15 protein-coding genes are annotated in these 24,229 nt (G+C 73.5%); 7 read left to right on the top strand and 8 right to left on the bottom strand.

The features are described 5' to 3' along the window. Window position 1 precedes the first annotated feature (1 nt). Both ACIPXM_RS14760 and ACIPXM_RS14755 read left to right on the top strand, forming a co-directional pair. Window positions 2–4,963 (top strand): putative T7SS-secreted protein, encoded by a 4,962-nt coding sequence (locus ACIPXM_RS14760; RefSeq protein WP_401655264.1) that lies wholly within the window; start codon window positions 2–4, stop codon window positions 4,961–4,963. 154 nt (window positions 4,964–5,117) lie between these two features. Next, window positions 5,118–5,888 carry a hypothetical protein gene (locus ACIPXM_RS14755; protein ID WP_401655263.1) on the top strand — a complete coding sequence of 257 codons (771 nt, stop codon included), beginning with the start codon at window positions 5,118–5,120 and terminating at the stop codon, window positions 5,886–5,888. Between the two features lie 141 nt (window positions 5,889–6,029). On the opposite strand, the gene ACIPXM_RS14750 is transcribed toward ACIPXM_RS14755, so the two are convergent. Further along, the gene (locus ACIPXM_RS14750) at window positions 6,030–7,586 is read right to left on the bottom strand and encodes a hypothetical protein (protein WP_401655262.1); all 1,557 of its coding nucleotides are present in this window, start codon (window positions 7,584–7,586) and stop codon (window positions 6,030–6,032) included. Window positions 7,587–7,860: 274 nt separating this feature from the next. Next, complete coding sequence (locus ACIPXM_RS14745) at window positions 7,861–8,397, bottom strand: DUF6193 family natural product biosynthesis protein (protein WP_401655261.1); 537 nt, start codon at window positions 8,395–8,397, stop codon at window positions 7,861–7,863. 537 nt (window positions 8,398–8,934) lie between these two features. On the opposite strand from ACIPXM_RS14745, the gene ACIPXM_RS14740 reads away from it, so the two are divergent. Both ACIPXM_RS14740 and ACIPXM_RS14735 read left to right on the top strand, forming a co-directional pair. Next, window positions 8,935–10,809 carry a hypothetical protein gene (locus ACIPXM_RS14740; RefSeq protein ID WP_401655259.1) on the top strand — a complete coding sequence of 625 codons (1,875 nt, stop codon included), beginning with the start codon at window positions 8,935–8,937 and terminating at the stop codon, window positions 10,807–10,809. A gap of 206 nt (window positions 10,810–11,015) precedes the next feature. Then, window positions 11,016–12,422 (top strand): mycothione reductase, encoded by a 1,407-nt coding sequence (locus ACIPXM_RS14735; RefSeq protein ID WP_401655258.1) that lies wholly within the window; start codon window positions 11,016–11,018, stop codon window positions 12,420–12,422. A gap of 128 nt (window positions 12,423–12,550) precedes the next feature. On the opposite strand, the gene ACIPXM_RS14730 is transcribed toward ACIPXM_RS14735, so the two are convergent. Beyond that, a complete protein-coding gene (locus ACIPXM_RS14730) occupies window positions 12,551–14,449 on the bottom strand; it encodes an AMP-dependent synthetase/ligase (protein ID WP_401655257.1) in 1,899 nt (632 codons plus the stop codon). Window positions 14,450–14,719: 270 nt separating this feature from the next. Between ACIPXM_RS14730 and ACIPXM_RS14725 the strand changes: the two genes are divergently transcribed. Both ACIPXM_RS14725 and ACIPXM_RS14720 read left to right on the top strand, forming a co-directional pair. Further along, window positions 14,720–14,926 (top strand): cold-shock protein, encoded by a 207-nt coding sequence (locus ACIPXM_RS14725; RefSeq protein ID WP_401655256.1) that lies wholly within the window; start codon window positions 14,720–14,722, stop codon window positions 14,924–14,926. A 210-nt stretch (window positions 14,927–15,136) separates the two neighbouring features. Then, on the top strand, window positions 15,137–17,065 hold the full coding sequence (locus ACIPXM_RS14720) for a hypothetical protein (RefSeq protein WP_401655254.1): 1,929 nt from the start codon (window positions 15,137–15,139) through the stop codon (window positions 17,063–17,065). A gap of 46 nt (window positions 17,066–17,111) precedes the next feature. On the opposite strand, the gene ACIPXM_RS14715 is transcribed toward ACIPXM_RS14720, so the two are convergent. From ACIPXM_RS14715 to ACIPXM_RS14695, 5 genes are all read right to left on the bottom strand, one after another. After that, a complete protein-coding gene (locus ACIPXM_RS14715) occupies window positions 17,112–19,031 on the bottom strand; it encodes a methyltransferase (protein ID WP_401655253.1) in 1,920 nt (639 codons plus the stop codon). A 181-nt stretch (window positions 19,032–19,212) separates the two neighbouring features. Continuing rightward, entirely contained in the window at window positions 19,213–20,379 is a 1,167-nt protein-coding gene (locus ACIPXM_RS14710) for a 4-hydroxybenzoate 3-monooxygenase (protein WP_401655549.1), read from the bottom strand. A gap of 266 nt (window positions 20,380–20,645) precedes the next feature. Next, window positions 20,646–21,059 carry a VOC family protein gene (locus ACIPXM_RS14705; RefSeq protein ID WP_401655251.1) on the bottom strand — a complete coding sequence of 138 codons (414 nt, stop codon included), beginning with the start codon at window positions 21,057–21,059 and terminating at the stop codon, window positions 20,646–20,648. A gap of 100 nt (window positions 21,060–21,159) precedes the next feature. Then, complete coding sequence (locus ACIPXM_RS14700; RefSeq protein WP_401655250.1) at window positions 21,160–22,413, bottom strand: aromatic amino acid transaminase; 1,254 nt, start codon at window positions 22,411–22,413, stop codon at window positions 21,160–21,162. After that, window positions 22,406–23,413, bottom strand: coding sequence for a DMT family transporter (locus tag ACIPXM_RS14695; RefSeq protein WP_401655249.1), 1,008 nt, complete (start codon window positions 23,411–23,413; stop codon window positions 22,406–22,408). The genes ACIPXM_RS14700 and ACIPXM_RS14695 overlap by 8 nt, the downstream gene beginning before the upstream one ends. Window positions 23,414–23,696: 283 nt before the next feature. Between ACIPXM_RS14695 and ACIPXM_RS14690 the strand changes: the two genes are divergently transcribed. Further along, the gene (locus tag ACIPXM_RS14690) at window positions 23,697–24,188 is read left to right on the top strand and encodes an Lrp/AsnC family transcriptional regulator (RefSeq protein ID WP_401655248.1); all 492 of its coding nucleotides are present in this window, start codon (window positions 23,697–23,699) and stop codon (window positions 24,186–24,188) included. Window positions 24,189–24,229 lie beyond the last annotated feature (41 nt).

The raw sequence follows: 24,229 nt of genomic DNA, 5'->3' as shown, positions 1-24,229 counted from the left end.
CGTGGGAATCGGCGACTTCATCAGCGACATCACGCCCGACGTCATCGAGGACGCGGTCGAGGACGGTGTCGAATGGGTCGGCAACCGGGTCGAGGACGTCGGCAACTGGACCGCCGACCGGCTGGAGGACGTCGGCTGGGAGTCCGGCGCGGACTGGGTGCGCGAGCAGTCCAGGTCGCTCGCCAACCGGATGGGCGCCGAGGTCGGCGAGATGGACCTCGGGCAGACCGAGGACAAGACGAAACTGATCTACGGCAGCGCGTCCAAGATCAACGCGACCGCCGACAAGCTCCGCGCCTTCGAGGCGGCCTTCGAGAGCGCGGGCACCGGCATCAAGGGCCTGGGCTCCACCGACCTGAAGGGCGCGACCGCCGAGGCCCTGCGGACGGCGGTCGCCACCCAGCCGCCCAAGTGGTTCGCCGCCTCCGACGCCACCGCCAAGGCGCTCGGCGCCCTGGAGTCCTTCGCCGACACCGTCACCTGGGCGCAGGACCAGGCACAGACCGCCATCGACAAGTGGAAGCAGGGCACCAAGGCGTCCGAGGGCGCAGCGGAGGCCCAGCGCAAGCGGGTCGACGACTACAACAAGGCCGTCGACCACTACAACGCCCAGCCGTCCGACAAGCGCGACCCGAAGACCCTGCCGCCGCGCCCGGCCGCGACCTTCGACGACCCCGGCAAGCAGCTGATGAAGGAGGCGCAGGACATCCTCGCCGAGGCCCGCAGGCAGCGGAACTCGGCGGCGGAGACCGCGCGTTCGGCAGTCCGCGCCGCCCGTGACATGGCGCCGAAGAAGCCCTCGTACGCCGAGCAGGTGCGCGACGGCGCCGAGGAATTCCAGCTCATGGGCGACCACTTCGGCGGCGGCATCATCAAGGGCACCGCGGGCATCCTGAACTTCGTCCGCTCGGTCAACCCGATGGACCCGTACAACCTCACCCACCCGGCCGAGTACGCGACCTCCCTCAACAGCCTCGCCGCCGGACTCGTGGTCGCCGCCAACGACCCTGTGGGCACCGCCACGACGATGGTCAAGGACTTCATGAAGGACCCGTCCGAGGGCGTCGGACGGCTGATCCCCGACCTCGCCCTGACCGTCGCCACCGGCGGTGGCGGCGGCGCCGTGAAGGGCGTCAGGCTCGCCGAGGAGGCGGCCGAGGCGGCCCGTCTGCGGCGGCTGCTCGACGACGCCCCCGACGGCACCCACCGCCGCCCGGACGGCGAGCGTCTCATCGACGACACCGACCCGGTGGACCTCGCCACCGGCCGGATGTTCCTGCCCCAGACCGATGTCGAGATCGCGGGCATCCTGCCGCTGCTGTTCACCCGGCGCACCGAGTCCGGCACCGCGACCGGCCGGTTCCTGGGCGCCGCCTGGTCGTCCACCGTCGACGAGCGGCTGACGGTCGACGCCGCCGGAGTCCTGCACATCACGGCGGACGGACTGCTCGTCCCCTATCCGCACCCCGCGCCGGGCGTGCCGACCGGGCCGGGGCGCGGCCGGATCCGCGCGCGGCTCGCCCGCGAGACCGACGGCGACTACACGATCACCGACCCGCTGACCGGCCTGGTGCGCCGCTTCACGGCCCCGGCCGGTGCCGGACCCGGACCGGCTGTCGGATCCGGTGCCGGACCCGGTACGGCGCCCGGTTCCGCAGCCGGACCCGGTACGACGTCCGGTACGGCCCCCGGCGGTGACGGCACCGCCTGGCTGACCACCGTCACCGAACCCAACGGGCACAGCGTCACCGTCGACCGCGCCGCCGACGGGCTCCCGCTGGCCCTCACCCACTCGGCGGGGCACCAGCTCACCCTCGGCACCGCCGACGGCCGGATCGCCACCCTTGCGCTCACCGGGGCGGGCCCGGGCGGCACGGACCTGCCGCTGATGGCGTACGGCTACCAGGACGGCGAACTCGCCACCGTCACCCGGCCGTCGGGCGCCGTCACCACCTTCCACTACGACGAGCGGCACCGGGTCGTCGACTGGATCGACTCCAACGGCTGCCGCTACGACTACGTGTACGACGACCACGACCGGGTGATCGCCGAGGGCGGCGCCGCGGGCCACATCCAGATCACCCTCGCCTACGGCGGCCCCGACCCCGCCACCGGCCACCGCACGACGGTCCTCACCACGGCGGACGGCCGCGTCACCCGGCATGTCGTCGGACCTGGCTGTCAGATCGTCGCCACCACCGACGCGCTCGGCCACACCACCCGCTTCCGCCACGACCCGGACGGCAACCTGCTGTCCCGCACCGACCCGCTCGGCGCCACCCACACCTTCCACCACGACCAGGACGGCCGGATGACCGCCGCCGTCCGCCCGGACGGCACCGAACTGCGCTTCGAGCGGGACGAGTCCGGATTCCCGGTGCAGGTCGTCGGCCCGGACGGCGGACGCACCCGGTACGCCCACGACGAGCGCGGCAACCGCACCGAGGTCACCGATCCCGCCGGGCGCACCACCCGGTCCCGCTACGACGAGGCGGGCCGGCTCACCTCCGTCACCGACGCCCTCGGCCGCACCACTTGGGTGGTCTGCGACGCGGCGGGGCGTACCGTCGCCGTGACCGACCCGCGCGGCGCGACGACCCGCACCGAGCGCGACGGACTCGGCCGCCCCGTCCGGGTCACCGAACCCACCGGATCCGTCACCGAGTTGGCGTGGACCCCCGACGGACAGCTCGCCCGGCGCACCGCCCCGGACGGCGCCGTCCAGTCCTGGACCTACGACGGCGAGGGCAACTGCCTGAGCCACACCGACGCTTCGGGCGCCGTCACCCGGTACACGTACACCGACTTCGACCTCCCGCTGACCACCACCCGGCCGGACGGCGCCCGGTACACCTTCGAGCACGACCGCGACCTCCGGCTCACCCGGGTGACCAACGCCCAAGGTCTGAGCTGGAGTTACTCGTACGACGCGGTCGGCAACATCGTCTCCGAGACCGACTTCGACGGCCGTACCCTGCACTACCGGGTGGACGCGGCGGGCCGGCTCGCCGAACGCGTCGACGCCCTCGGCGGCACCATCGCCTTCGCCCGCGACCCGCTAGGACAGGTGCTGAGCAAGAACGTCGACGGCCGGATCACCACGTACGCCCACGACCGCGCGGGCCGCCTCCTGGAAGCGGTCGGCCCGGACGGCGAACTCCGCTACCAGTACGACCGCTGCGGGCGGGTGCGCACGGAGCTCGTCGACGGCCGGCCGATCGTCTACGGCTACGACGAGCTCGGCCGCCGGGTCCGCCGCACCACCCCGACCGGCCACGTCACCACGTACCACTACGGCGACGACGGCCTGCCTGTCCGCCTCACCACCGGCGACCGGCAGGTCGAGTTCCACCACGACGCCGCGGGCCGCGAACTCGCCCGCGTCTTCGGCGACACCCTCACCATGACCTCCACCTGGGACGGCGCCGGACGGCTCGACACCCACCAGGTCACCGCGGGCCGCCGGACGGTCACCGGCCGCTCGTACCGCTACCGCGCCGACGGCCGCCTGACGGCGATCACCGAGCACGCCGGGCATGCCGACCACCGCGGGGATGCCGACCAGGCCGGAGGTGCCGGGCACGCAGGGCGCGCCGAGTCCGGCGCGCCGGGCGGCGCTCCCGCCCGCCGTCCCTCCTCCCGCTCCCGTACGTTCGACCTCGACCCGCTCGGCCGGATCACCGCCGTGCACGCCCCCGGCTGGACCGAGCGGTACACCTACGACGACAGCGGCAACCAGACCGACGCGCACTGGCCGGACCGGCACCCCGGCGGCGGGGCCACCGGGCGGCGCGAGTACACCGGGACCCGCGTCACCCGCGCCGGAGGCGTCCGCTTCGAGTACGACGCCCTCGGCCGGGTCACCCTGCGCCAGAAGGCCCGCCCGTCCCGCAAGCCCGACACCTGGCACTACCAGTGGGACACCGAGAACCGCCTCACCGCCGTCACCACCCCCGACGGCACCCGGTGGCGCTACCGCCACGACCCGCTCGGCCGCCGCACCGCCAAGGAGCGCCTCGCCGCCGACGGGCGGACCGTGGCCGAGGAGGTCCGCTTCACCTGGGACGGCCTCACCCTGTGCGAGCAGACCAGCCACCGGCCCGACGACCCGCACAGCGTCGCCCTCACCTGGGACCACCGGGACGTCGTGCCGCTCGCCCAGACGGAACGCGTCCTCACCGCCGACCAGTTCCAGCAGGAGATCGACCGGCGCTTCTTCGCCGTCGTCACCGACCTCACCGGCACCCCGACCGAACTCGTCGACGAGCACGGCACCGTGGCCTGGCACACCCGCAGGACGCTCTGGGGCAGCACCAGTTGGTCCCGCGACAGCGTCGCGTACACACCGCTGCGCTTCCCCGGCCAGTACGACGACCCCGAGACCGGTCTCCACCACAACCTGTTCCGCCACTACGACCCCGAGACCGGCCGCTACACCTCACCCGACCCGCTCGGCCTCGGACCCGCCCCGAACCCCGTCGGCTACGTCGACAACCCGTACGACGGCTGCGACCCGCTGGGTCTCGCGCCCAGGTACACCAAGGAGGAGCGCGAACGGCAGCGCTCCGTGAAGGCGGCGGACGGTGTCATCGACCGGGCCGACGGCGGCCGGTTCCGCAAACACCCCGACTACCACGGCGACACCATGCACGGCTTCACCGACGAACGGGTCCTGGAGATCCTCAAGAACCCCGACGCGGTCTACCAGTCGACCGGCGGCTCCGGGAACCTGATCTTCCGGCAGGGCGAGGACGTCGTCATCACCAAGGGCGCGGGTTCGGAGGCGGGCCAGGCGATCACGGCGTACGGGCCCTCCGGCGTCCTCGGCGATTCCGGAGCGACGGCGGTCGGCAACGGGGCCAAGGCCACCGACGCGGGCCGGCCGATCACCCACGACGACATCGTGCAGGGCAGGATTCCTGGTAAGAACGGCTTCATGCCACCGGCGGTGCAGATCAAATGACGAGCCGGGTCGTGGGACGGGCGGCCCGGCGATCAGCGGGGCCGGCGGTGGACCAACGGCAAGACGAGTGGCAGGACGAGCGGCAAGTCGAGTGGCGGAACGAGTGGCGGGACGAGTGGCGGGACGAGTGGCGGGACACGTGGCGAGGCACGACATGAGAGTGACCCTGGACGACGGCTGGACGGCGACCGTCACGGACGACCCGCTGCCGCTCGCCCCCCGCTTCACGGCCGCCCGCGCCGTGGACGTCGGCCCCTACACCGACCGGGCGGCCCGCGACCGCTTCCTCTCCGCCACCTTCGGCAGCGGGCACTTCCTGTGGGACACGCCCGACATCCTGCGCTTCGACCAGGAGACCCGGCGGCTCGTCGGCTTCGAGTTCCAGCTCCCGTACACCTCCTCGTACGCCGAGACCGCCGACCGGCTCCCGCCGTTGCCGCCGCTGCGCCCGGGCGGCCTCCGGGCCGACGAGGTGCGCGACGGCCGGCTGGAGATGTGCCCGGTGCTCTGCCGCGCGCCGGGGGACGCGGCGCTGATCTGCCTTCGCGACGCGGACGTCCTCGACGCGCCGCCGGACGCCCGGATCGGGATCGCCCCGGACGTGTCGCTGCTCCTGCGGGGCGGGGCGGTGGTCGGCTGGACCCTGACGGACCCGGCCCGCCATCTGACCCCCGACCTCGACCCCGCCGCCCCGGCTGAGCCCGCCGGGTCGACCAGGGCCTTGCTGACCGAGTCCCTCGACCTGGTCACCGGGCCGCTGCTCGACGCGGTCGTGGACGGCGATCCCGCCGCCCTCGCCAGGCTCAGGACGCTCGACGAGGCGCTGCGCGCGGACCGGGACGACCCGGCGCGGGCCGCGGCGCTGCTGGCCCTCGTCGGGGACCTGGCGGAGGACCACGGGGACTGGCGGGGCGAGGACGGGTAGCCGCGAGGACGGGCAGGGCGGAGACGGCAGGGCGGAGACGGCAGGGCGTACGGGCCCGGCGCCCGGGGCTCGGGACGTACCGAGCGCGGGACGTACGGGGCTCGGCGCGCGCCGCCCCGGGCCCCGTACGCACGGCGATCGTCAGAGCTCGGTGTTCGAGCTGTCGGTGTTCGTCGTCCCGTGCACCCGCAGGTCCCCGTTGATCGACACCAGCGCGTCGTTGGTGTGCATGATCCAGTCGACGTTCTTGTTGCGCACCGACAGGTGCCCGTTCGCGTTCACCTTCCCCAGGAACACCGACGCTCCGTCGACGTGCAGGTCGACGGCCATGTTCACCCGCTTCTCGAACTGCGTCGGCGCGTGCACGATGAGCCGCGGCGGACCGACCTGCGCCTCCAGGACGTTCTCGATGTTCAACCCGCCCTTGAGGGTGAGCCGTTCCTCGATCGTCGCCCGCCGCACGTCCAGGTCGTTGAGGTCCGCCTCACCGGCCGTGAGGGTGCCCCAGGTGCGGTCCCCGGCGCCCTGGAAGACGTTCACGCCGTTGGCCGGGAACTCGATCCATCCGTCGGCGGACGTCCGGCCCTGCACCCACTTGGTGTTGACGCCGGTGACGTCCGCCTTCTCGGCGCTGACCGTGCCCCAGTCCCCGCCGTGCTTGCGGACGTTGAGCCCGGCAGGCGAGAAGTCGACCGATCCGGAGTCGGCGGCCCGGCCGGTCACCGACTCGGTCCGTACGTCGTGCACGTCGGCGGTCAGGGCGGTGACCGTCCCGAGCTCGCGGGTCCCGCCGTCGGCCCGTCCGGCGTCGGTCCGGGTGCCTTCGGCCGTGAACGTGATCCGGCCCTTGGCAGCCTCCGCCTCGATCCACGGCGTGCGCGTCCCGCTGCCGAACTCGGGGATCAGCGCGTGGACGGTGGTGGTGAGGAAGGTCCCGTGCCGCGCCTGCCCGGCGACGTTCGTCCCGGCTATCAGGGTGTACGTGCTGCCGCGCCTCGGGAACCGGGCGAGGTCGGCGCCGGAGCCGGAGCCGGAGCCCGAGCCGGAGTTCGGCGGCGGCCACACATAGGACCGGTCGGTCACCGCGGGCCCCTTGTCCGCGGCGGCGACGAGGTCCGTCCGGCCGTCGGGGAACTGGATCCAGTAGTCGAGGTTGTCGGGCCCGTCCCAATGGAGCTCGACCTGCTGGCCCTCGCCGAGGAGGGTGCGCGCGGCGCGGAAGTCGCGCGGGGCCCTCGGGGTGCCCTTGGCCACGGCGAGCGTGGTGCGGCGGGTGTTGGTGCCGTCGTACTCCTCGATCTCCAGGAGGGTCAGTCCGGCCGCCGCCGCGACGCTCAGGTTCTCCAGTTTCAGGACGACCGACTTCTCCGGCCTGAGGGTGAACGAACTGTTCACCAAGGAGATCAGCTCGAAGGCGACCTTGGCCGCGTTCCAGCCGAAGCTCACCGCCCCGTTGGGCTTGTCGGCCTGGTTGAACTTGTGCACGACGTAGCTCGCCGCGACGTTCTCGGGGGAGGGGGTGAGATCGTTCGTGCCGTCGCCGACGGCCGGTCGCAGCGCGATGCTCTCCACGCTGACGGACTTGACGCCGGGGTTGGAGGCGATCACGTAGACCGCCCCGATGGACGGCGCCCCGGGCCGGGACGCCTGGAGGTCGGTGGGATTCACGACGAGTTCGTAGTGCAGCAAGGACGGCACGGTGGGGTTCTCCCTACCTCGGCGATGCTCACGATGCGGGCACACGGGCGGCGCTGGACGCTCGATGGGGCGGGGGCCGGAGGGCGAGGTCCGGGGCGCGGACCGCCGACGGACCCGCCGACCGTACGTCGCCCCGCCCCGCCCGACCCGACGTTCCCGGCGTCCTGACCCGATCCACCCCCCAGCCTGTCCGGAACCCCGAACAGAACGGCGCGAACCACCCAGAGAGCGCTTGCCCGCGCGCCCCGCGCACTCGTGCGTGCCGTCCGGGGCGCTACGCGGAGCCCGGCATGTCCAGGTCGTCCGCGGTGCCCGCGACCGCCGGTCCGCACCCGTGCGGGAGCCGGGCGACGACCATGGCGACCGAGTCCCGCGGGTTGTCGGCCTCTCCGATGTCCGCCGGTCCTTGAGGCGAGCGGGTCCTCCACCAGGTGACGCGGTACTTCCCGGCCACGGGAGTGACCACGGGCACGTCGTGGGTGTAGGGGAAACCGGTGCAGCGGCTGAACGTCAGCGACCTGTGACTGTGGAAGGGGAACAGGGCGCGAAGCCGTGGCTGGGCGTAGCAGGCCTCGATGAGGTCGTGGTCGACGTGCGGCGCCGTGGACCGGCGGTAGATCTCCCACTTGGCCTCGACCGCGGTGCCGCGTTCATGAGCCTCGGCGAGCGGCCCGTATCGGACGTACGGGCAGGCGGATCGCAGATCCGCCAAGCCGCCCCCGGACTGCCAGACCCCCATGGCCGTGGCAGCCTCGTTCACGGTGGTTGCCGAGCCCTTGGCCATCGCGACACCGCGTTCCCAGAAACTCACGAGGAAGCAGCGGTCCTGGATGCCCAGGTGAACGGTCGTCGTCCGGCGGCCTGTGTCCGCCCGTGCCTCCGATCGCCTTCCTCTCGGCGCTGCTTCGGGGAGCACGTCCCACCCGTATCCGGACAGGTGAAGGGCCCGCTGAAGGGCGCCCTGGAGGGTGCCGTCCCGGCCGAGTTCAGGATAGAGACCGTCCAGGTCCGGGACAGATCGAGACGTCACGCTTTGCCTTTCGGTCGCTGCCGCCGGTCGTGAACGGCTCTTGGCGGCTCCCTGCCGCCCGCTCCCCGCTGCCTGCTGTGCGGGACCGACGATGACCAGCAGCGTGGCTGTCGCGGATATTCCGGGCCGCCCCGCCGCCCTGACGGAGCGTGAGGCCCGCCAGGGCGGGCACACCTCCGGAGCAGTCAGAAATCGGCCTTGCGCCGTACAGGCGAGGACATCGATCCAATTGCCCCGATATGTCCCACCTGTGCGGCAGCCTGACCGGACGGCAGTGTCGCGGAACGGCACCGCCTCGGAAGGGGAAGGGACTCGACCATGTTCCACGCGACGACCTACGCGCTGCTTCCCGCGCTCGCCCTCGGCCTCCTCGGCGGACCACCCCCCGCGCACCGCGCGGCCACGTTCTACGACGGACAGGCCCGGCACACCAAAGCCCTCTTCAGCGTCAAGGCGACGAACAACGCGGCCGCGCAGGCGTTCACCACCACCCGCAGGAGCATCAGCCGCGTCAGCGTGTACGTGGCCAGCGGCGCCGCGACCGGCCGGATCACCGTGGAGATCCGCAGGAACAGAACCGACCCGGCGTCCGCCGTCGCCGCCCGCACGCTCTCGCTCGCCTCCCTCGGCGGCGCCGGCGAAGGCTGGCTGGAGTTCCCCGTGAACACCGCCGTCACCCCCGGCACCACCTACTACCTGCACCTCCAGGCCGGCACCACCGAGAACAAGCCGATCGCCTGGTACGGCACGACGTCCACCGTGCCCGGCTCGCTGACCAGCTGGAACTACGACAAGGCGTACTGGGGTGGCTGGCACCCCTACGGCACCCGGCTCGCCTTCCACGTCGAGCCCACCGGCACCGAACGGTGCGGCGAGACCGACCCCTGTTACGTGCCCACCGCCGCGCTCGCCGCCCGTACCTCGGGACTGCTCAGCAACCACACCGCCACCGAAGCCGTCGGACCGGCCTTCACCGTCGGCGCCTCCTACGTCGGCGACAGCAACGTGCTCCGGCTGCCCTCCGGCCGCTGGCGCTACCTGCCCACCGGCGCCCGCACCTCGGTCATCGTCCCCGCCGACGACGCCGGAGCCGTCGCGCAGGCCGCGGAGAACAGCCGCTGGCTCGCCACCGGCACGGTCCCCGGCGGCACCGCCGCCCAACGCGCCACCGCTCGCCGCGCCCTGCTCTCCATGCGCGCGCTGCTCCAGCCCAACGGCGCCTCCGCCGCCGCCTGGTCGCCCGCCTGGATGTACTCCTGGCCCCGCGACGGCGCCTTCGTCGCCGCGGCCTTCGCCGCCACCGGACACGACGCCGAGGCGTACCGCGTCCTCCAGTACGACGCTCGCACCCAGCGCTCCGACGGCACCTGGGAGGCCCGGACCAAGCTCGACGGCAGCGGCCCGCCCGACGCCTGCCCCTGGCAGCTCGACGCCAACGGCTGGGTTCCCTGGGCCACTTGGCAGTGGTACCGGGCCGCCCCCACCGGCGACCGGACCGCCCGGCTCACCGCCCTCTACCCCATGGTCCGCAAGGCCGCCGACCACGCCGCCGCCTCGCTCGGCGCCAACGGACTCCCGCCCGCCTCCCCCGACTACTGGGAGACGCCCACCGCCGCCACCACCATCGGCACCGCCGCCCCGCTCCTCGCCGGACTGAACGCCGCCGCCGACCTCGCCACCACCCTCGGCCACGACATCGACCGCACCCGGTGGACCACCGCCGCCCGCACCCTCTCGGCCGGGATCGCCCGCCACTTCGCCCCGCTCGGCTACCAGCGCACCATCGACGGCCGCCACGGCCGCGACAGCGCCGCCGCCTTCCTGGCCCCGCCCTTCAACCAGGCACCCGCCGACCTCCCGGCCGCCCTCACCGCCACCCAGCAGGCCCTGCGGCAGCCCAACGGCGGCCTCGCCCCCGGCGACGACCCCGGATCCCACTGGGGCAGCTACGCCTGGACCGCCAGCACCAGCTTCTTCGCCGTCGCCTGGGCCCACCTCGGCGAACCCGCCCGCGCGGACGGCGTCCTCGACTGGGTGCTCGCCCAGCGCAACACCCTCGGCGAACTCCCCGAGACGGTCAATGGGGCCGGCCGCCCCGCGGCCGTCGCCCCGCTCGGCTGGACCGGCTCCCTGGTGATCATGGCCCTCGCCGCCCGCCAGGGCGACCCCCTGCCCACCCCGCCGCTCCGCTAGACGCCGTCCGGTGTCCCGCGCGAGGGCCCGTACGGTGCCGCCGACACCGTCCCAGGTGCCGTGACCCACGCCCCGGTTTCCGGTGCGTGCGGCCCACCCGCCATCCTGGGGTGACCGGCGCGGACCGCGCCGGCCGCGCCGCCGCCCCCGCGCGCCCGCGTCCCGCACGCGCGCCGCGGACACCGCGACCCGATAGGGAGCCCCTCGTGGAACAGCACTACGATCTCGTCGTCATCGGCTCGGGATCCGGCAACTCGATCGTCGACGAACGGTTCGCCGACTGGAATGTGGCCTTCGTCGAGAAGGGCATCGGCCCGCTCGACAGCTACGGCGGCACCTGCCTGAACGTCGGCTGCATCCCGACGAAGATGTTCGTCCACACCGCCGACACCGCCCGCGCCCCCGAGCACGGCGCCCGCCTCGGCGTCGACCTCGAACTGCGCGGAGTGGACTGGCCGGCCGTCCGCGACCGGGTCTTCGGCCGCATCGACGCCATCGCGTCCGGCGGCGAGCGCTGGCGGGCGAGCGGCAGCGACAACGTCACCCTGGTCCGCGGCACCGCCCGCTTCACCGGCGAGCGCAGGCTGACCGTGGCGACCGCAGAAGGACCGGTCATGCTCACCGCCGACCGGTTCGTCGTCGCGGCGGGCAGCCGCCCCGTCGTCCCCGACGTCCCCGGTCTCGACGACACGCTCGGCTTCCACACCAGTGACACCGTCATGCGCCTGGAGCGGCTGCCGCGCCGGATGACGATCCTCGGCTCCGGTTTCGTCGCCACCGAACTCGCCCACGTCTTCTCCTCCCTGGGTGTCGCCGTCACCCTGATCGCCCGCGGCGACCTGCTGCTGCGCCACGAGGACATCGACGTCGCGCGCCGCTTCACCGAACTCGCCCAGGAGCAGTGGGACGTCCGGCTGCACCGCAAGCTGCTGCGCGCCGAGCGCACCGCGGACGGCGCGATCCGGCTCGACCTGGAGGGGCCCGACGGGGCCGAGCAGGTCGAGAGCGACGAACTCCTGGTGGCGGTCGGCCGCCGCCCCAACGCCGACCTGGTGGACGCCGCGGCGGGCGGCCTCGCCCTGCACGCCGACGGCCGGATCGTCGTCGACGAGCACCAGGCCACCACCGTGCCCGGCGTCTGGGCGCTCGGCGACATCTCCTCGCCCTGGCAGCTCAAGCACGTCGCCAACCACGAGGCCCGCACCGTCCAGCACAACCTGCTGCACCCCGACGCCCCGCGCTCCTCCGACCACCGCTACGTCCCGCACGCGGTGTTCTCCGAGCCGCGGATCGCGTCCGTGGGCCTCACCGAGCAGGAGGCGCGGGCCGCCGGACGCGCGTACGTGACCGCCACCCGCGACTACGGCGGCATCGCCTACGGCTGGGCCATGGAGGACACCACCGGCTTCGCGAAGCTCCTCGCCGACCCCGCCACCGGCGAACTCCTCGGCGCGCACATCATCGGCCCCGAGGCCCCGACCGTGATCCAGCCGCTGATCCAGGCCATGTCCTTCGGCCTGGACGCCCGCGCGATGGCCACCGGCCAGTACTGGATCCACCCGGCGATGCCCGAGATCGTCGAGAACGCGCTGCTCGGGCTTCCGCTCGACTGATCCGGATCCAATACTTCCCGGATCCCGTATCCAATGTCCGGGATCCAACATCCAACATCCCGGATCCAACATCCCGGATCCAACATCCCGGATCCGATATCCAAGATCCGGGATATTGGATCCGGAGGTCACGCCTCCCGTGCCCCCTCGTACATCGCGGCGACGAGATCGGCGTACGCACCCTCCACCACCGGTCGCTTGACCTTCAGGCTGGGGGTGAGTTCGCCGTGCTCGACGTCGAGATCGCGGGGCAGCACGGCGAACTTCTTCACCGTCTGCCAGCGTTGCAGGTCGGCGTTGACGCGCCGCACATAGCCGTCGACGAGCTCGTGGACCGCTGGGGACGCCACGATCTCGGCGTAGGTGCTCGCCCCGCCGGGCCCGGTGAGGCCCGCTCCGGCGGCCCAGCCCCTGATCGCGGCCTCGTCGAGGGCGATCAGGGCGGTGCAGTAGTTGCGGCCGTCGCCGATGACCAGGACGTTGCTGACGTACGGGCAGAGCGCCTTGAAGCGGCCCTCGATCTCGGTGGGCGCGATGTACTTGCCGCCGGAGGTCTTGAACAGGTCCTTCTTGCGGTCGGTGATCCGGACGTACCCGTGCTCGTCCACCTCGCCGATGTCCCCGGTGCGGAACCAGCCGTCGTCGTCGAGCGCCTCGCGGGTCGCGTCGGGCAGGTTGTGGTAGCCGCGCATGACCCCGGGGCCGCGCAGCAGGATCTCGCCGTCCTCGGCGATCCGGACCTCGGTGCCGGGCAGCGGCTTGCCGACCGTGCCGACCCGGCAGTCGTCGATCGGGTTGACCGTGCAGGCAGCGCTGGTCTCGGTGAGGCCGTACCCCTCCAGGACCTTCACCCCGGCCCCGGCGAAGAAGTACCCGATGTCCGGGGCGAGGGCCGCCGCGCCCGACGCGCTGCCCCGCAGGGCGCCGCCGAAGGCCGCGCGGATCTTGCCGTAGACCAGCCGGTCGGCGACGGCGTGCCGCACCGCGAGGGACAGCGGCACCGAGCGGCGGCCCGTGGCCACCACCCGCTCCTGCCCGGTCCTGGCGTGGTCGCGGGCCACCCGCGCCGCCCACTGGAAGATCTTGTACCTGGCCCCGCCCTCGGCGCGTGCCCGCGCCGCGACGCCGTTGTAGACCTTCTCGAAGACCCGGGGCGCGGAGGCCATGATGGTGGGCCGGACGACGGGCAGATTGCTGACGATCCGGTCGATGCGGCCGTCCACCGCCATGACATGGCCCGACTGCACCTGCCCCGCGACGAGCGCCTTGCCGAAGACATGGGCCAGCGGCAGCCAGACGAACTGCACGTCGTCGGGGAGCACGAGCCCGGTCGCCTCCTGCGCGGCCGCCTGGTACGACCAGCAGTCGTGCACCAGACGCACGCCCTTCGGGCGACCGGTGGTGCCTGAGGTGTAGATCAGGGTGGCCAGCTGCTCGGGTTCGATGGCCCGCACGGTGGCCTCGACGGCGTCCGGGTCGCGCGCCAGCCGCTCGGCCCCGCGCCGTTCGAGCTCGGCGAGCGTCAGTACGTCGAGCCCGTCGACCGCCCCGCCGTCGGAGCTCTCGTCGCCCGCCGGGTCGAACAGGATCGCGTGCCCGAGCCGGGGCAGCTCGCTCTTGTGCGCGGTGACCTTCGCCAGCTGCTCGGCGTTCTCGACGAAGATCGCCCGGCTGTCGGAGTCGGCCAGGATGTACGCCGTCTCGTCGGCGTTGGTGCTCGGATAGATCGCCGTCGCCGCCGCGCCCGCGCACATCACACCCAGATCGGCCAGGATCCACTCCACCCGGGTCGACGACGCGATGGCCACCCGCTCCTCGGACCCGAGCCCCAGATCGAGCAGCCCGGCCGCGATCGCCTTCACCCGCCGCGCGGTCTCGGCCCAGGTCAGCGACCGCCACTCCTCGGCCCCGGCGACCGGAACGGGGTAGCGGTACGCCTCCCGCTCCGGGGTGGCCGCGACCCGGTCGAGGAAGAGATGCGCGATGGAGTGCGGGCGACTGTCGAGCAGGTGCTGCGCGGTGCTCATGGCGACCTCCGGGCCCGGGTGCGACTCATCGGTAACGTACGGGGAAGGTCGAGGTTAAGCGTCAAACCCCTTGCGGGGTAAGGGAGTCGACGGAAGCGGAAGAGTCGCCCTGACATCGCGGTCGTATGTGTGTTCGTCACCGTGTCCGATGAGCGGGGTGTCGATTCACTCGAACGAGCCGTATAGCGGGCGTTTTGTGGTGGGTGGTGAGGGGATGTTGATCGCGGTGCTGAGGTGAGTTGCCTCGGACGCGACAGAAAGGTTCGGGCCATGCCTCAGCAAGGAACGGTGAAGTGGTTCAACGCGGAGAAGGGATTCGGGTTCATCGCCGTCGACGGCGGAGGCCCTGACGTCTTCGTCCATTACAGCTCGATCGTCACCAGCGGATACCGGGCCCTGGACGAGAACCAGCGGGTCGAGTTCGAGGTCACCCAGGGCGACCGCGGCCCCCAGGCGGAGGACGTCCGCCCGCTCTGACCGCCTCCCCCTGGGGCCACCCAGCTGAGAGCACCCAGGCCCGGGTCCACAGCCGCCGACCCGGGCCTGCGGGCCGGGAGGAACGTGACGTCCGCCGCGCGGGCTCGTTTTCCCGGTATGCAGTCCCCTCAGCGCAACGGCCCTCTCGACCGCACGGCCTCCATACCCGCCCCGCGACCGCCCTCCCGGGAAGCGGCCGAGGCCGCGCTCGTGGAGCATTACCCCGACCTGGTACGGCTCGCGCACCTGATCCTGCCCCCGGAACTCGGGCGCCACCGACGGGTGCTCGCCGCGCACGCTCTCGTGCAGCGCGGACTCGGCCGGGCCGACGGCGGTACGGACCGCTCGCCCGGCGCGTCGATCCCCGGGGCCCGATCCGCCGACGGCACCGCGAAGGACGCCGCCGCGGACACCGCGGCCACCGCGCACCACTGGCTGCGCGCCCGTCTCGTGCGCGACGCGCTCCGGCCGCCCATGCGGGTGTCGAAAGGCGTGGCGCTGCCCCGGATGCTGGGGCTGCGGGTGTTTCCCCGGGCCGGTGGCACCGATGAGCTCGCCCTCGACCGGGCACTGGCCGCCGCCACGCCCGAGGCCAGAGCCGCGCTCGCCCTGACCGCCCTGGAAGGGCTCGCCCCCCAAGCCGTCGTCGCACTGCTCCACGGGGCGGGCGTCACCGACCCGGCGCGGGCCGTGGCCCTGGCCGAAAGGCTGCGGGCGGACGGCGGTCCCGGGGTGGGGGAGCTGCTGCTGAGGCCGGAGTTCGATCCCTGCACCGTCCACCTGCGGCCGACCGACCTGCTGCGCCGACGCCGCAGGACCCGCCTCGCGGCGGTCGCGGCGGCCGCCGTCCTGCTGGTGGGGACCGGAGCCGTGGCCGGGGCGCTGGCCGGTTCGTCGACGTCGGCCGCCCCCGACACGGCGGCGGCCGTCCTGTCCGCCGCCGCGCTCACCCCCGTACAGGCACCGGCCGGGCAATGGGCCGACACCTCGCACGTCGACTTCTCCGTCTGGCCCGCCCGTGGCGACCGGGCCGGCGACCAGGCCCTGCTCCGGCGGGCGTCGACCGCGTGGGCGCACGACGCCCGGGACGGCGGAGGGCGGGACGGCGGCGGGCGGCCCCAACTGCTCTACGCGGGCACGGTGGACGGCACGGCGGTCGTCCTGCTCCATACGGGCCACACCCTCGTCCGCTACACCGAGCCCGCCGCGTCCGCGTCCGGGGCGGGCGGCAGCCCGGCCATGGCGCGGACCACGGCCGACGAGGGGAACGTGGTGACGGCCGCCGCCGTCGTCCTCACCCACACCGGCGACCGGACCCGCTACCTCCTCGCCCCCTGGATCGCCCAGGCCGCCACCCGCGACCTGCGCGCGCCCGCGTCGGCCGCGCGGCCCCTGCGGATCGCCGCCGACGGCACCACCGAACCGGTCACCCGCTCCGGGCCGCAGGGCCCGGGACCGGCCGCCGCCACGGCCCCCTGCACCGGGGCCACCGTCCTCCAACTCCGCTCCTCCTCAAAGATCGTGGAGGACCACGCCTTCCTCCTCGCCGACCTGGGCGGCCTCGTCCCGGCCCATCTCAGCTGGACACCCCTGCCCGTGCCGGGCGACCGCGCGCGGCAGCCGCGCGAGGCCGCCGGGCCGCTCGGGCTCGCGGCCTGGGCGCACTCCGCGTGCTCCCTCGCGGGCCTGCGCGACAGCGGGGTCCGCTCCGTCAACCGCTGGGAGTTCGCCGAACAGCCGCTGCCCGGACAGGCCGGGCGCGCCTTGTGGGTGTGCGCCCGCGCCGACGCCTGGGAAGGCGCGGGGCGGGTGGCCGTCACCCTTGAGGTACCTGGCAGGGTCCTGCCCGTGACGACCGTGCGGGACACGGCCGCCTGCGGGCGGTTCGGCCAGGACATCCTGGCCGGGACGTACTGGTCGGCGCCCGGCGGCCCGCGCTACTTCCTCGCGGCGGGCAGTCGGCGGGTGGTGGGCGTCACGGTCACCGGAGCGGTACGCGCGGGCGCGCGCGGGCGGGTGTTCGCCGCACCCGCCGGCCCTCCTGGTACGTCGACGGCGCCGCTCCGCCTCACCGGCACCCTCCCGGACGGCTCGACACTCCCGGGCTGGACGACGCCCGTGGTGGAGGGCGGCGGCTGACCGTACGTACGGGGCGGCGGGCCCGGCCGCCGCCCCGCGCGGCGGGTCAGGCCCGGCGGGCGTGCAGGGCGTGGCCGCCCAACCCGAGCGGACTGTGGCCGATGAGCACCAGGCCGCGGTCGTCGAGCAGCCGGGCGTAATGCTCGGCGGTGCGTTCCCGGCCGCCTGTGTTGCACATCATGTGGAGGTCCCAAGCGGTCGCGAGGGACGGGCTGTTGTCGGGCGGCAGCAGCCGCTCGACGATCAGCAGGTCCGCGTCCGGCGACATCGCGCGGGCGCAGTGCCCCAGGATGTCCCGGCAGCGGTCGTCGTCCCAGTCGTGCAGGACCCGGGAGAGCAGATACACATCGCCGCCGTCCGGCACGTCGGCGAAGTCACCGGCCCGGAAGTCGCAGCGCCCGGCGACCTCGGCGTCGGCATGGGCCAGCCGGGCACGGGCGGCGGCGAGCACCTGCGGGCGCTCCAGGAGGACGCCGCGCAACGCCGGGTGCGCGGTCAGGACATGGGCGAGCAACTGCCCCGTACCACCGGCGATGTCGACGACCGTGCGGGCACGTCCGCCGCCGTGGCCGGAAGCGTGCGCGGCGGCGGTGAGGACCGGATGCGCGGGCAGCGCGTCGAACAGGGCCGCACTGGAGACCATGGACGCATCGAAGACCGCGGCGAGTTCGGCGTCGCGGGCGAAATGGTCGAAGTGGTTCTCGCCGTACAGGTGCTCGAAGCCCGGCTGTCCGCTGCGTACCGTGTGGGCGAGGTGCGCGAACGACTGGTAGAAGGGTCCGCCGTACATCAGCGCCAGCGGGCGCATGGAGCGCGGTGCGTCGGCCCGCAGCAGCGCGCCGAGGTCGGTGACGCGGAACCCGGTCGGGGTCGCACGCACCACGCCGATCATCGCGAGATAGCGCAGCAGGGTCGCCAGGCTCTGCGGATCGGCGCCGACGGCACCGGCCAGCTCCGGCACGCCCGGAGGGAGCGCCGAGGGGGCGGCGGCGGGGGCCGGGTCCGGCGTCTGCGGGGCCGGAACCTGTGGGTCCGGCGTCTGGTGTGCTGCCCGGTCCATGGCCTCGGGCAGCCGCAGCTCGACACAGGCGGCGAGTGCCTGCGTGGTCCAGGCCCCGGTGAGCAGCCACAGCAGGCTCTCCGCCGCCCGGTGCCCGGCCGCACCGGTCGCCCCATCCGCCCCGTCGCCCGCGTGGCTGGCCTCGTCCGGCAGCGGGTGACCGAGGTGCTCGGCCAGGACGTCACGGTGGTCGCCGCCCGCGTACAGCTCGACGCGCCGGTAGGGCGTCTTCGTGGAGTCAGGGGCGGTGAAGTAGAAGACCGTGCCGTCCTCGTGCGGGTTGTAGCCGCCGCCGTCGGGCACGGCGCCGTATCGCGCGAAGCACCCGAGCAGACCGCGCAGCACCAGCGGATCGGGGTGGGTCACGTCGAAGGCGATGTGCGCCTCGTGGTCGTGGCGCCGTTCGGCGGCGGCGACCGCGGACAGCGGTGAGCCCGGGGGCACGGTGAGCGCGAACACCTCGACGACCCGGCGCTCGCCGTCGGCGCCGGTCACGCCGGGACGGAGGATGCGTACATCGAGGTTCCCGGCGGCGAGTCGATGGCGTACGGCGAGCCGGTCGCGCACCACGACGCTGGGCTGCGTCGGCACGTCGTCCGGCAGTCCGCACCCGGCGAGCTGCTCGCGCAGCGCGCGCTCGTCGGGCGGGAAGACGAGGACGGCGGTGTGCGCGAACCTGCACCGATCGGTGAGGGCCCGCAGTTCGGGACCGTCGAGGCCGGGCAGGACCTGGGCGAGCAGGGTGGGCGTGTCGTGTTCCCGGACGAATCCGGCCGCCGCTTCGAGGCGCGAGCGGTCGTCGGGGGCGGTGGCCACCGCCGTCAGGGTGGCGGTGGCCGAGCCGGGTGTTCGGGATGTCAGGGATGTTCGGGCCAGGGTGAGGGAGGGGGGTTGGTCGTGGTGCATTACCTGTCCGTGGGCATGAGGAGGGAGCCCGTGCGGGCGTGATGGGGCTGCGCAGGGGCGTGGGGGAAGGGGAGTTGAGGGGGAGACCCCGGGAAGCGGGGCAGGGGGGCGCGGCCGGGCCCGGTCCGGGGCGGTGCGGGCCGGGGGTGCGGTGGCCCGGGGTGAGGTGGCCCGGGGGTGGTCAGACGCCGACGTAGTTCTCGGCGAACCAGTCCTGCTGCGCGGCCGAGGTGCGCAGCGCGGCGATCCGCGCACGGCGCATGCCCTGCTGGAACGCCGGGTCGCCGTCGGCGTCGGGGTCCTCGTGCAGGAGCCGGATCATCCAGTGGGAGAACTCCTGCGCCCGCCAGATGTGTTCCAGGCATCGCTCCGAGTACTGGTCGAGCCCTTCGGGGTCGCCGTGCACGAGACGATCGGTGAGGGCCCGGGCGAGCGTCGCGGCCTCCAGGACGGCCAGGTTGGCGCCCTTCGCCGCGGACGGGCTGAGGAGCGCCGCCGCGTCGCCGACCAGGAACAGCGAGCCGTGGCGCAGGGGTTCGAGGACGTCGGACTCGAAGTCGACGACGGTGCGCTGGAGTACGGCTCCGCGCCGCAGGGGACCGAACTCGTCGGCGCGCATACGGAGTTCGAGTTCGGCCCAGATCCGGTCGTCGTCCCAGGCGTCGGGGCGGGTGCCGCGCGGGCACTGGAGGTAGTAGCGGGTGATGTCGGCGGAGCGGGCCATGTGTCCGGCGAAGCCGCGCGGGTGGAGGGCGTAGCCGACGGCGTCCAGGCTCGGTGGGGCCTGGGCCAGCAGGCCGAGCCAGGAGACGCCGTGGTCCCGGTGGTGGCGGCGCACCGCATGGGCCGGGAGCGAGCGGCGGCCGGCTCCGTGCCGTCCGTCGCAGGCGGCGACGAACCGGGCCCGCCACCTCCCTGGTCGCCCGTCGGATCTCCGTACGGTCACCGAGGGCGTCGGACCGTCCGCGTCGGTGACGGCCACGGCCTCGGTGTCGCACTCGATCCGGCCGCCCGCGTCGAAGAATTGGGCGAGCAGGTCGTCGACGAGTTCGGCTTGCGGATACACGGTGTGCGGCTCACCGGAGCCGAGTTGACGGTAGTCGAGCCGGAACCTGCCTTCCTCGGTGCGGAATTCGCAGACGCCGTGCTCCCGGCCGTACCGGCGCAGCCCCTCGTCGAGACCGTTGTGCGCGAGGATCCGCACGGTCCCGGGGGCGAGGAAGCCCGCTCGGTGCCGTTGCCGCAGGTCCGCACGGCCGGCCCGCTCCAGGACGACGCAGTCGATCCCGGCGCGGAGCAGCAGGTTCCCCAGCACCAGCCCGGCCGGACCCGCCCCGAGGATCACCACGTCCGCGAAGTCCGCTGTGCGCAAGGCATATTGACTCTCTGTCACAGCGGTGGATCTTAAGCACGCCCGAGAACCTTGATCGTCAACCCTCACCCGAATGCACTACAGAATGCGAAAAGGATTCTTCTCTCGTCGGGAAACGATCAGTTCATCGACCGGTCCTGGCGCTTTCCGACACCGCCGACCGGTGCCGGGGACGCCGGGCCGGAGCGCGAAGGTGCGCGGGCGGCGGTGGGCCGCCCGCGTGCCTTCGCCGCCGGGCCGGATCAGCCCTGCTCGGTGATGTTGACCATCCAGGTGATGCCGAACCGGTCCGTCACCATGCCGAACACATCGCCCCACATCTGCTTCTCCAGGGGCACGGCGACAGTTCCGGCCTGGGCCAGCTTCTCCCAGTAGCCGCGCAGCTCGGCGGCGTCGTCGCCGCTCAGGCTCACCGAGAAGTTGCTCCCGGCCCGGTGCTCCATGCCGGGCGGGTTGTCGGAGCCCATCAGCGTGTAGCCGCTCGGGGTCTCCAGCATCGCGTGCATCAGCTTGTCCGCGTAGCCGGGCGGAGTCTCGGAGCCGAACTCGCCGTACGTGCTGACGTTCAGCGTGCCGCCGAGGACGCTCTTGTAGAACTCCATGGCCTGTCGTGCGTCGCCGTCGAAGCTGATGTACGGGTTGAGGCGGGATGCCAAGGGGTGCTCCCTTCGGGTTGTCGGGCCGGTACGGGGCGCAGCCTAGGGGAGATAGGGGTGATATCTGATGATCCGAGGGGTTCTGTCCCTCGTCCGGACGTCAGGCGACGCCCACCGTGCTGCTCGGCACCCGCAGCGCGTCGGCGATGCCCCGCGCGAGGAACGGGATCCGGTGCGCCGGGACGCCCGCGAGGTTGATCCGGCCCGCCGTGGTGCCGTAGATGCCGAACCTGCGGCGCATCCGCAGCATGGCGTCCGGCGCCAGCGGCAGCATCGAGAACATGCCCTTCTGCAGCGCGAGCGCGCTCCCCAGCCGCTCGTGGCCGAGCCCGCCGAGCCGGGCGGAGAGATCGGCCCGGTGGGACGCGATGCGCAGCCGCATCACGTCGAGCTCGGCGCGCCAGGCCGCCCGCAGGACGTCGTCACCGAGCACGGTGGCGACGACGGCGGCACCGTGGTCCGGGGGCATCGAGTACAGCGCGCGGGCGGCGTTCTGCAGCGCGGTCTCGGCGTTCCGCAGCGTCCGAGCCGAGCCGCCGACGACGATGGCGCAGCCGGTGCGGTCGCTGTAGAGGCCGAAGTTCTTGGAGCAGCTGACCGCGATCAGCACCTCGGGCAGCCGCTCGGCCAGCATCCTGGTGGGCCACAGGTCGGCGTCGAGCCCGTCACCGAGGCCGTGGTAGGCGAGGTCGACGAACGGGACCCAGCCGTTGGCCTCCGCGAGCGAGGCCAGCTCCCGCCAGATCTCGGGGGAGGGGTCGGCCCCGGTGGGGTTGTGGCAGCACCCCTGCAGCAGCACGACATCGCCGGGCCCGGCCTCGCGCAGTCCGTCGAGCAGGGCCGTGGCGTCGGCGGGCGCGGCCGGGTCGAGCCAGCGGAAGGGGCGGACCGTGAGGCCCGCGCCTTCCAGGATCGGCCGGTGATTGACGTACGCGGGGTCGCTGACCCACACGGTCGTGCCGGGGCGCGTCTGCCGTACGAGCTCGGCGAGCAGGCGCAGCGCGCCCGTACCGGCGACGGTCTGCACGGCGACGGCCGCGGGCGCGGGCGTAGACCCGGCCCCGGCCCCGGCCCCGGCCGGGTGTGCGGTCGGGGCGCCGTCGCCGAGGACGGTGGTGAGCATGGCGCGGTTGAAGGCGGTGTTGCCCGAGAGACCCCGGTACTCCTTGGAGGCGGAACGTTCCGCCAGGCGTATCTCGGCCTGCCTGACCGCCGCCATCACCGGGGTCGTCCCGGTGTCGTCGCGGTAGACACCGAGGACCAGGTCGAGGCGTTCGGGGCGGGGGTCGGCGGCGTACTCGGCGGTGAGGTCCCACAGGGGGTCGACGGGCGGGGCGGGCAGCAGCTCAAACATCGGTGGCGACCTCGGGTCGGGACGGACGGGCGGCGTCGGGCCGGGCGGAATCCGGGAGGGTGGCGCGTGCGGAGTCGGGTCGGGCGGAGTCGGGCCGGGCGGAGTCCGGCACGGCGGACGGGGTTCGAAGGGCCCGGCCGGAGGCGGGGCGCGGCGCGCGGTTGGCCAGCACCACCCCGAGGGTGATGAGCGGCACGCCGATCACGACGGGCAGGGTCGGCGACTCGTCGAGCAGCGGTACGGCGAGCAGCACCACGGCCACCGGGCTGAGACTGCCCACCACGGCGCTGCGCTCCGGCCCGAGGCGACGGATCGCGAACGCGTAGAGCAGGCCCGCGCACAGCCCGACGCCCAGACCCTGCACGACGAGGAAGAGCACGATGTCCGAACCCGCCGCGCGGGCGAGCCCGGTGGGCAGCACCCCGGTCAGCGCGAGCAGCGCGACGACCGCGAACGAGGGCAGGCAGAGCAGCCCGATGGAGCCGACGGGGTCGAGCTCCACCTCCCGCAGGCCCACCGTGTAGAACGCCCACAGGCCGCTCGCGACCAGCAGCGTCCCCGTACCGAGCAGCACGTCCCCGTCGAGGGCCGCGGTGTGCCGCCACACCAGGGCCGCGACACCGCCCACGATGAGGGCGAGGCCGACCGCCTGGGTGCCGCGCGGGACGCGCCTGCCGCCCGCGACCATGAGGGCGGAGACGAACAGCGGGACCATGCCGGGCACGATCGCACCGACGAACGCGGCCGACGTGAGGGAGCCGCCGTACATGGCGGCGAGGAAGAACGGCACCCCGGCGCCGCAGACGATCTTCGCGGCGGGCCCGGGCCGCACCCGCGCCAGTCGGCGCCTGCGCCGCCACAGGGCGGGCGCGAGGACCACCAGGGGGACGCCGAAGCGCAGCAGCGCGGCGTCGGCGGGGAGGAGGGTGGAGCCGCTGAGCGCGCGGGCGCTGAGCGCGAAGGCGGCCCAGATGGTGACGGTGAGGGCGAGCGCGCCCATGCCCACGGCGTGCGGGGAGAGACCCCACCGCGAGGCGCGGGCGGCGGGCGCCCACCCGTCCCCGGTCCCCGTCCCTGTATCGGTGTTCGTATCCGTACGCGTACCGGTCGTCGGTGTCGCGGGCACGGTGCGTCCTCCCCCTCGAAGCCCTGCGGGACGGACGGACATGAGGCTCCGGCCCGGAGGGCAACGCTAGGGCTCACGCCGGGGCAGACGATTGCCACTTCTGCCCTCCCGGCATAGCGTGAGGGCAGAATCTGCCAAGATGAGCCGGAGAGAGCCCATGGACGCCGTGGATTTCCAGATCGTCCACGAGTTGCAGGCGGACGGCCGCCTGTCGAACCAGGACCTCGCCGACCGGATCAGGCTCTCCCCGTCGCCCTGTCTGCGCCGGGTGCGCCGCCTGGAGGAGTCGGGTCTGATCGGCGGCTACACGGCCACCGTCGACCAGGTCGCCTTCGGTCTGCCGATCACCGTCTTCGTCAGGATCCGCCTGGAGCGGCACACGGCCGAGGCGGTCAACGTCTTCGAGGAGCACGTCGGTCTCATCGACCACATCCAGGACTGCTACCTCATGGCCGGCAGCAGCGACTACCTGCTCAGGGTCGTCATCGAGAGCCTTGAGGCGTACGAGGTCTTCGTCCGCACCCGTATCCACGCGATCCCCGGCATCGCGTCGATCGAGTCCAGCTTCGCGTTCGGCAGCGTGAAGCAGTCGAGGGTCTATCCGCGCCCGGGCGCTCCGGCACGGACCCGGGGGACGCGGGCGCGCTGAGCCCGGACCGGGGGGACGCGGAAGGGCTGAGCGGGACCGGA

The sequence above is a fragment of the Streptomyces sp. NPDC090025 genome (assembly GCF_044748125.1).
Taxonomy (GTDB): domain Bacteria; phylum Actinomycetota; class Actinomycetes; order Streptomycetales; family Streptomycetaceae; genus Streptomyces.
The sequence above is the reverse complement of the archived record's forward strand: the minus strand, read 5'-3'. Positions and strand labels throughout refer to the sequence as shown.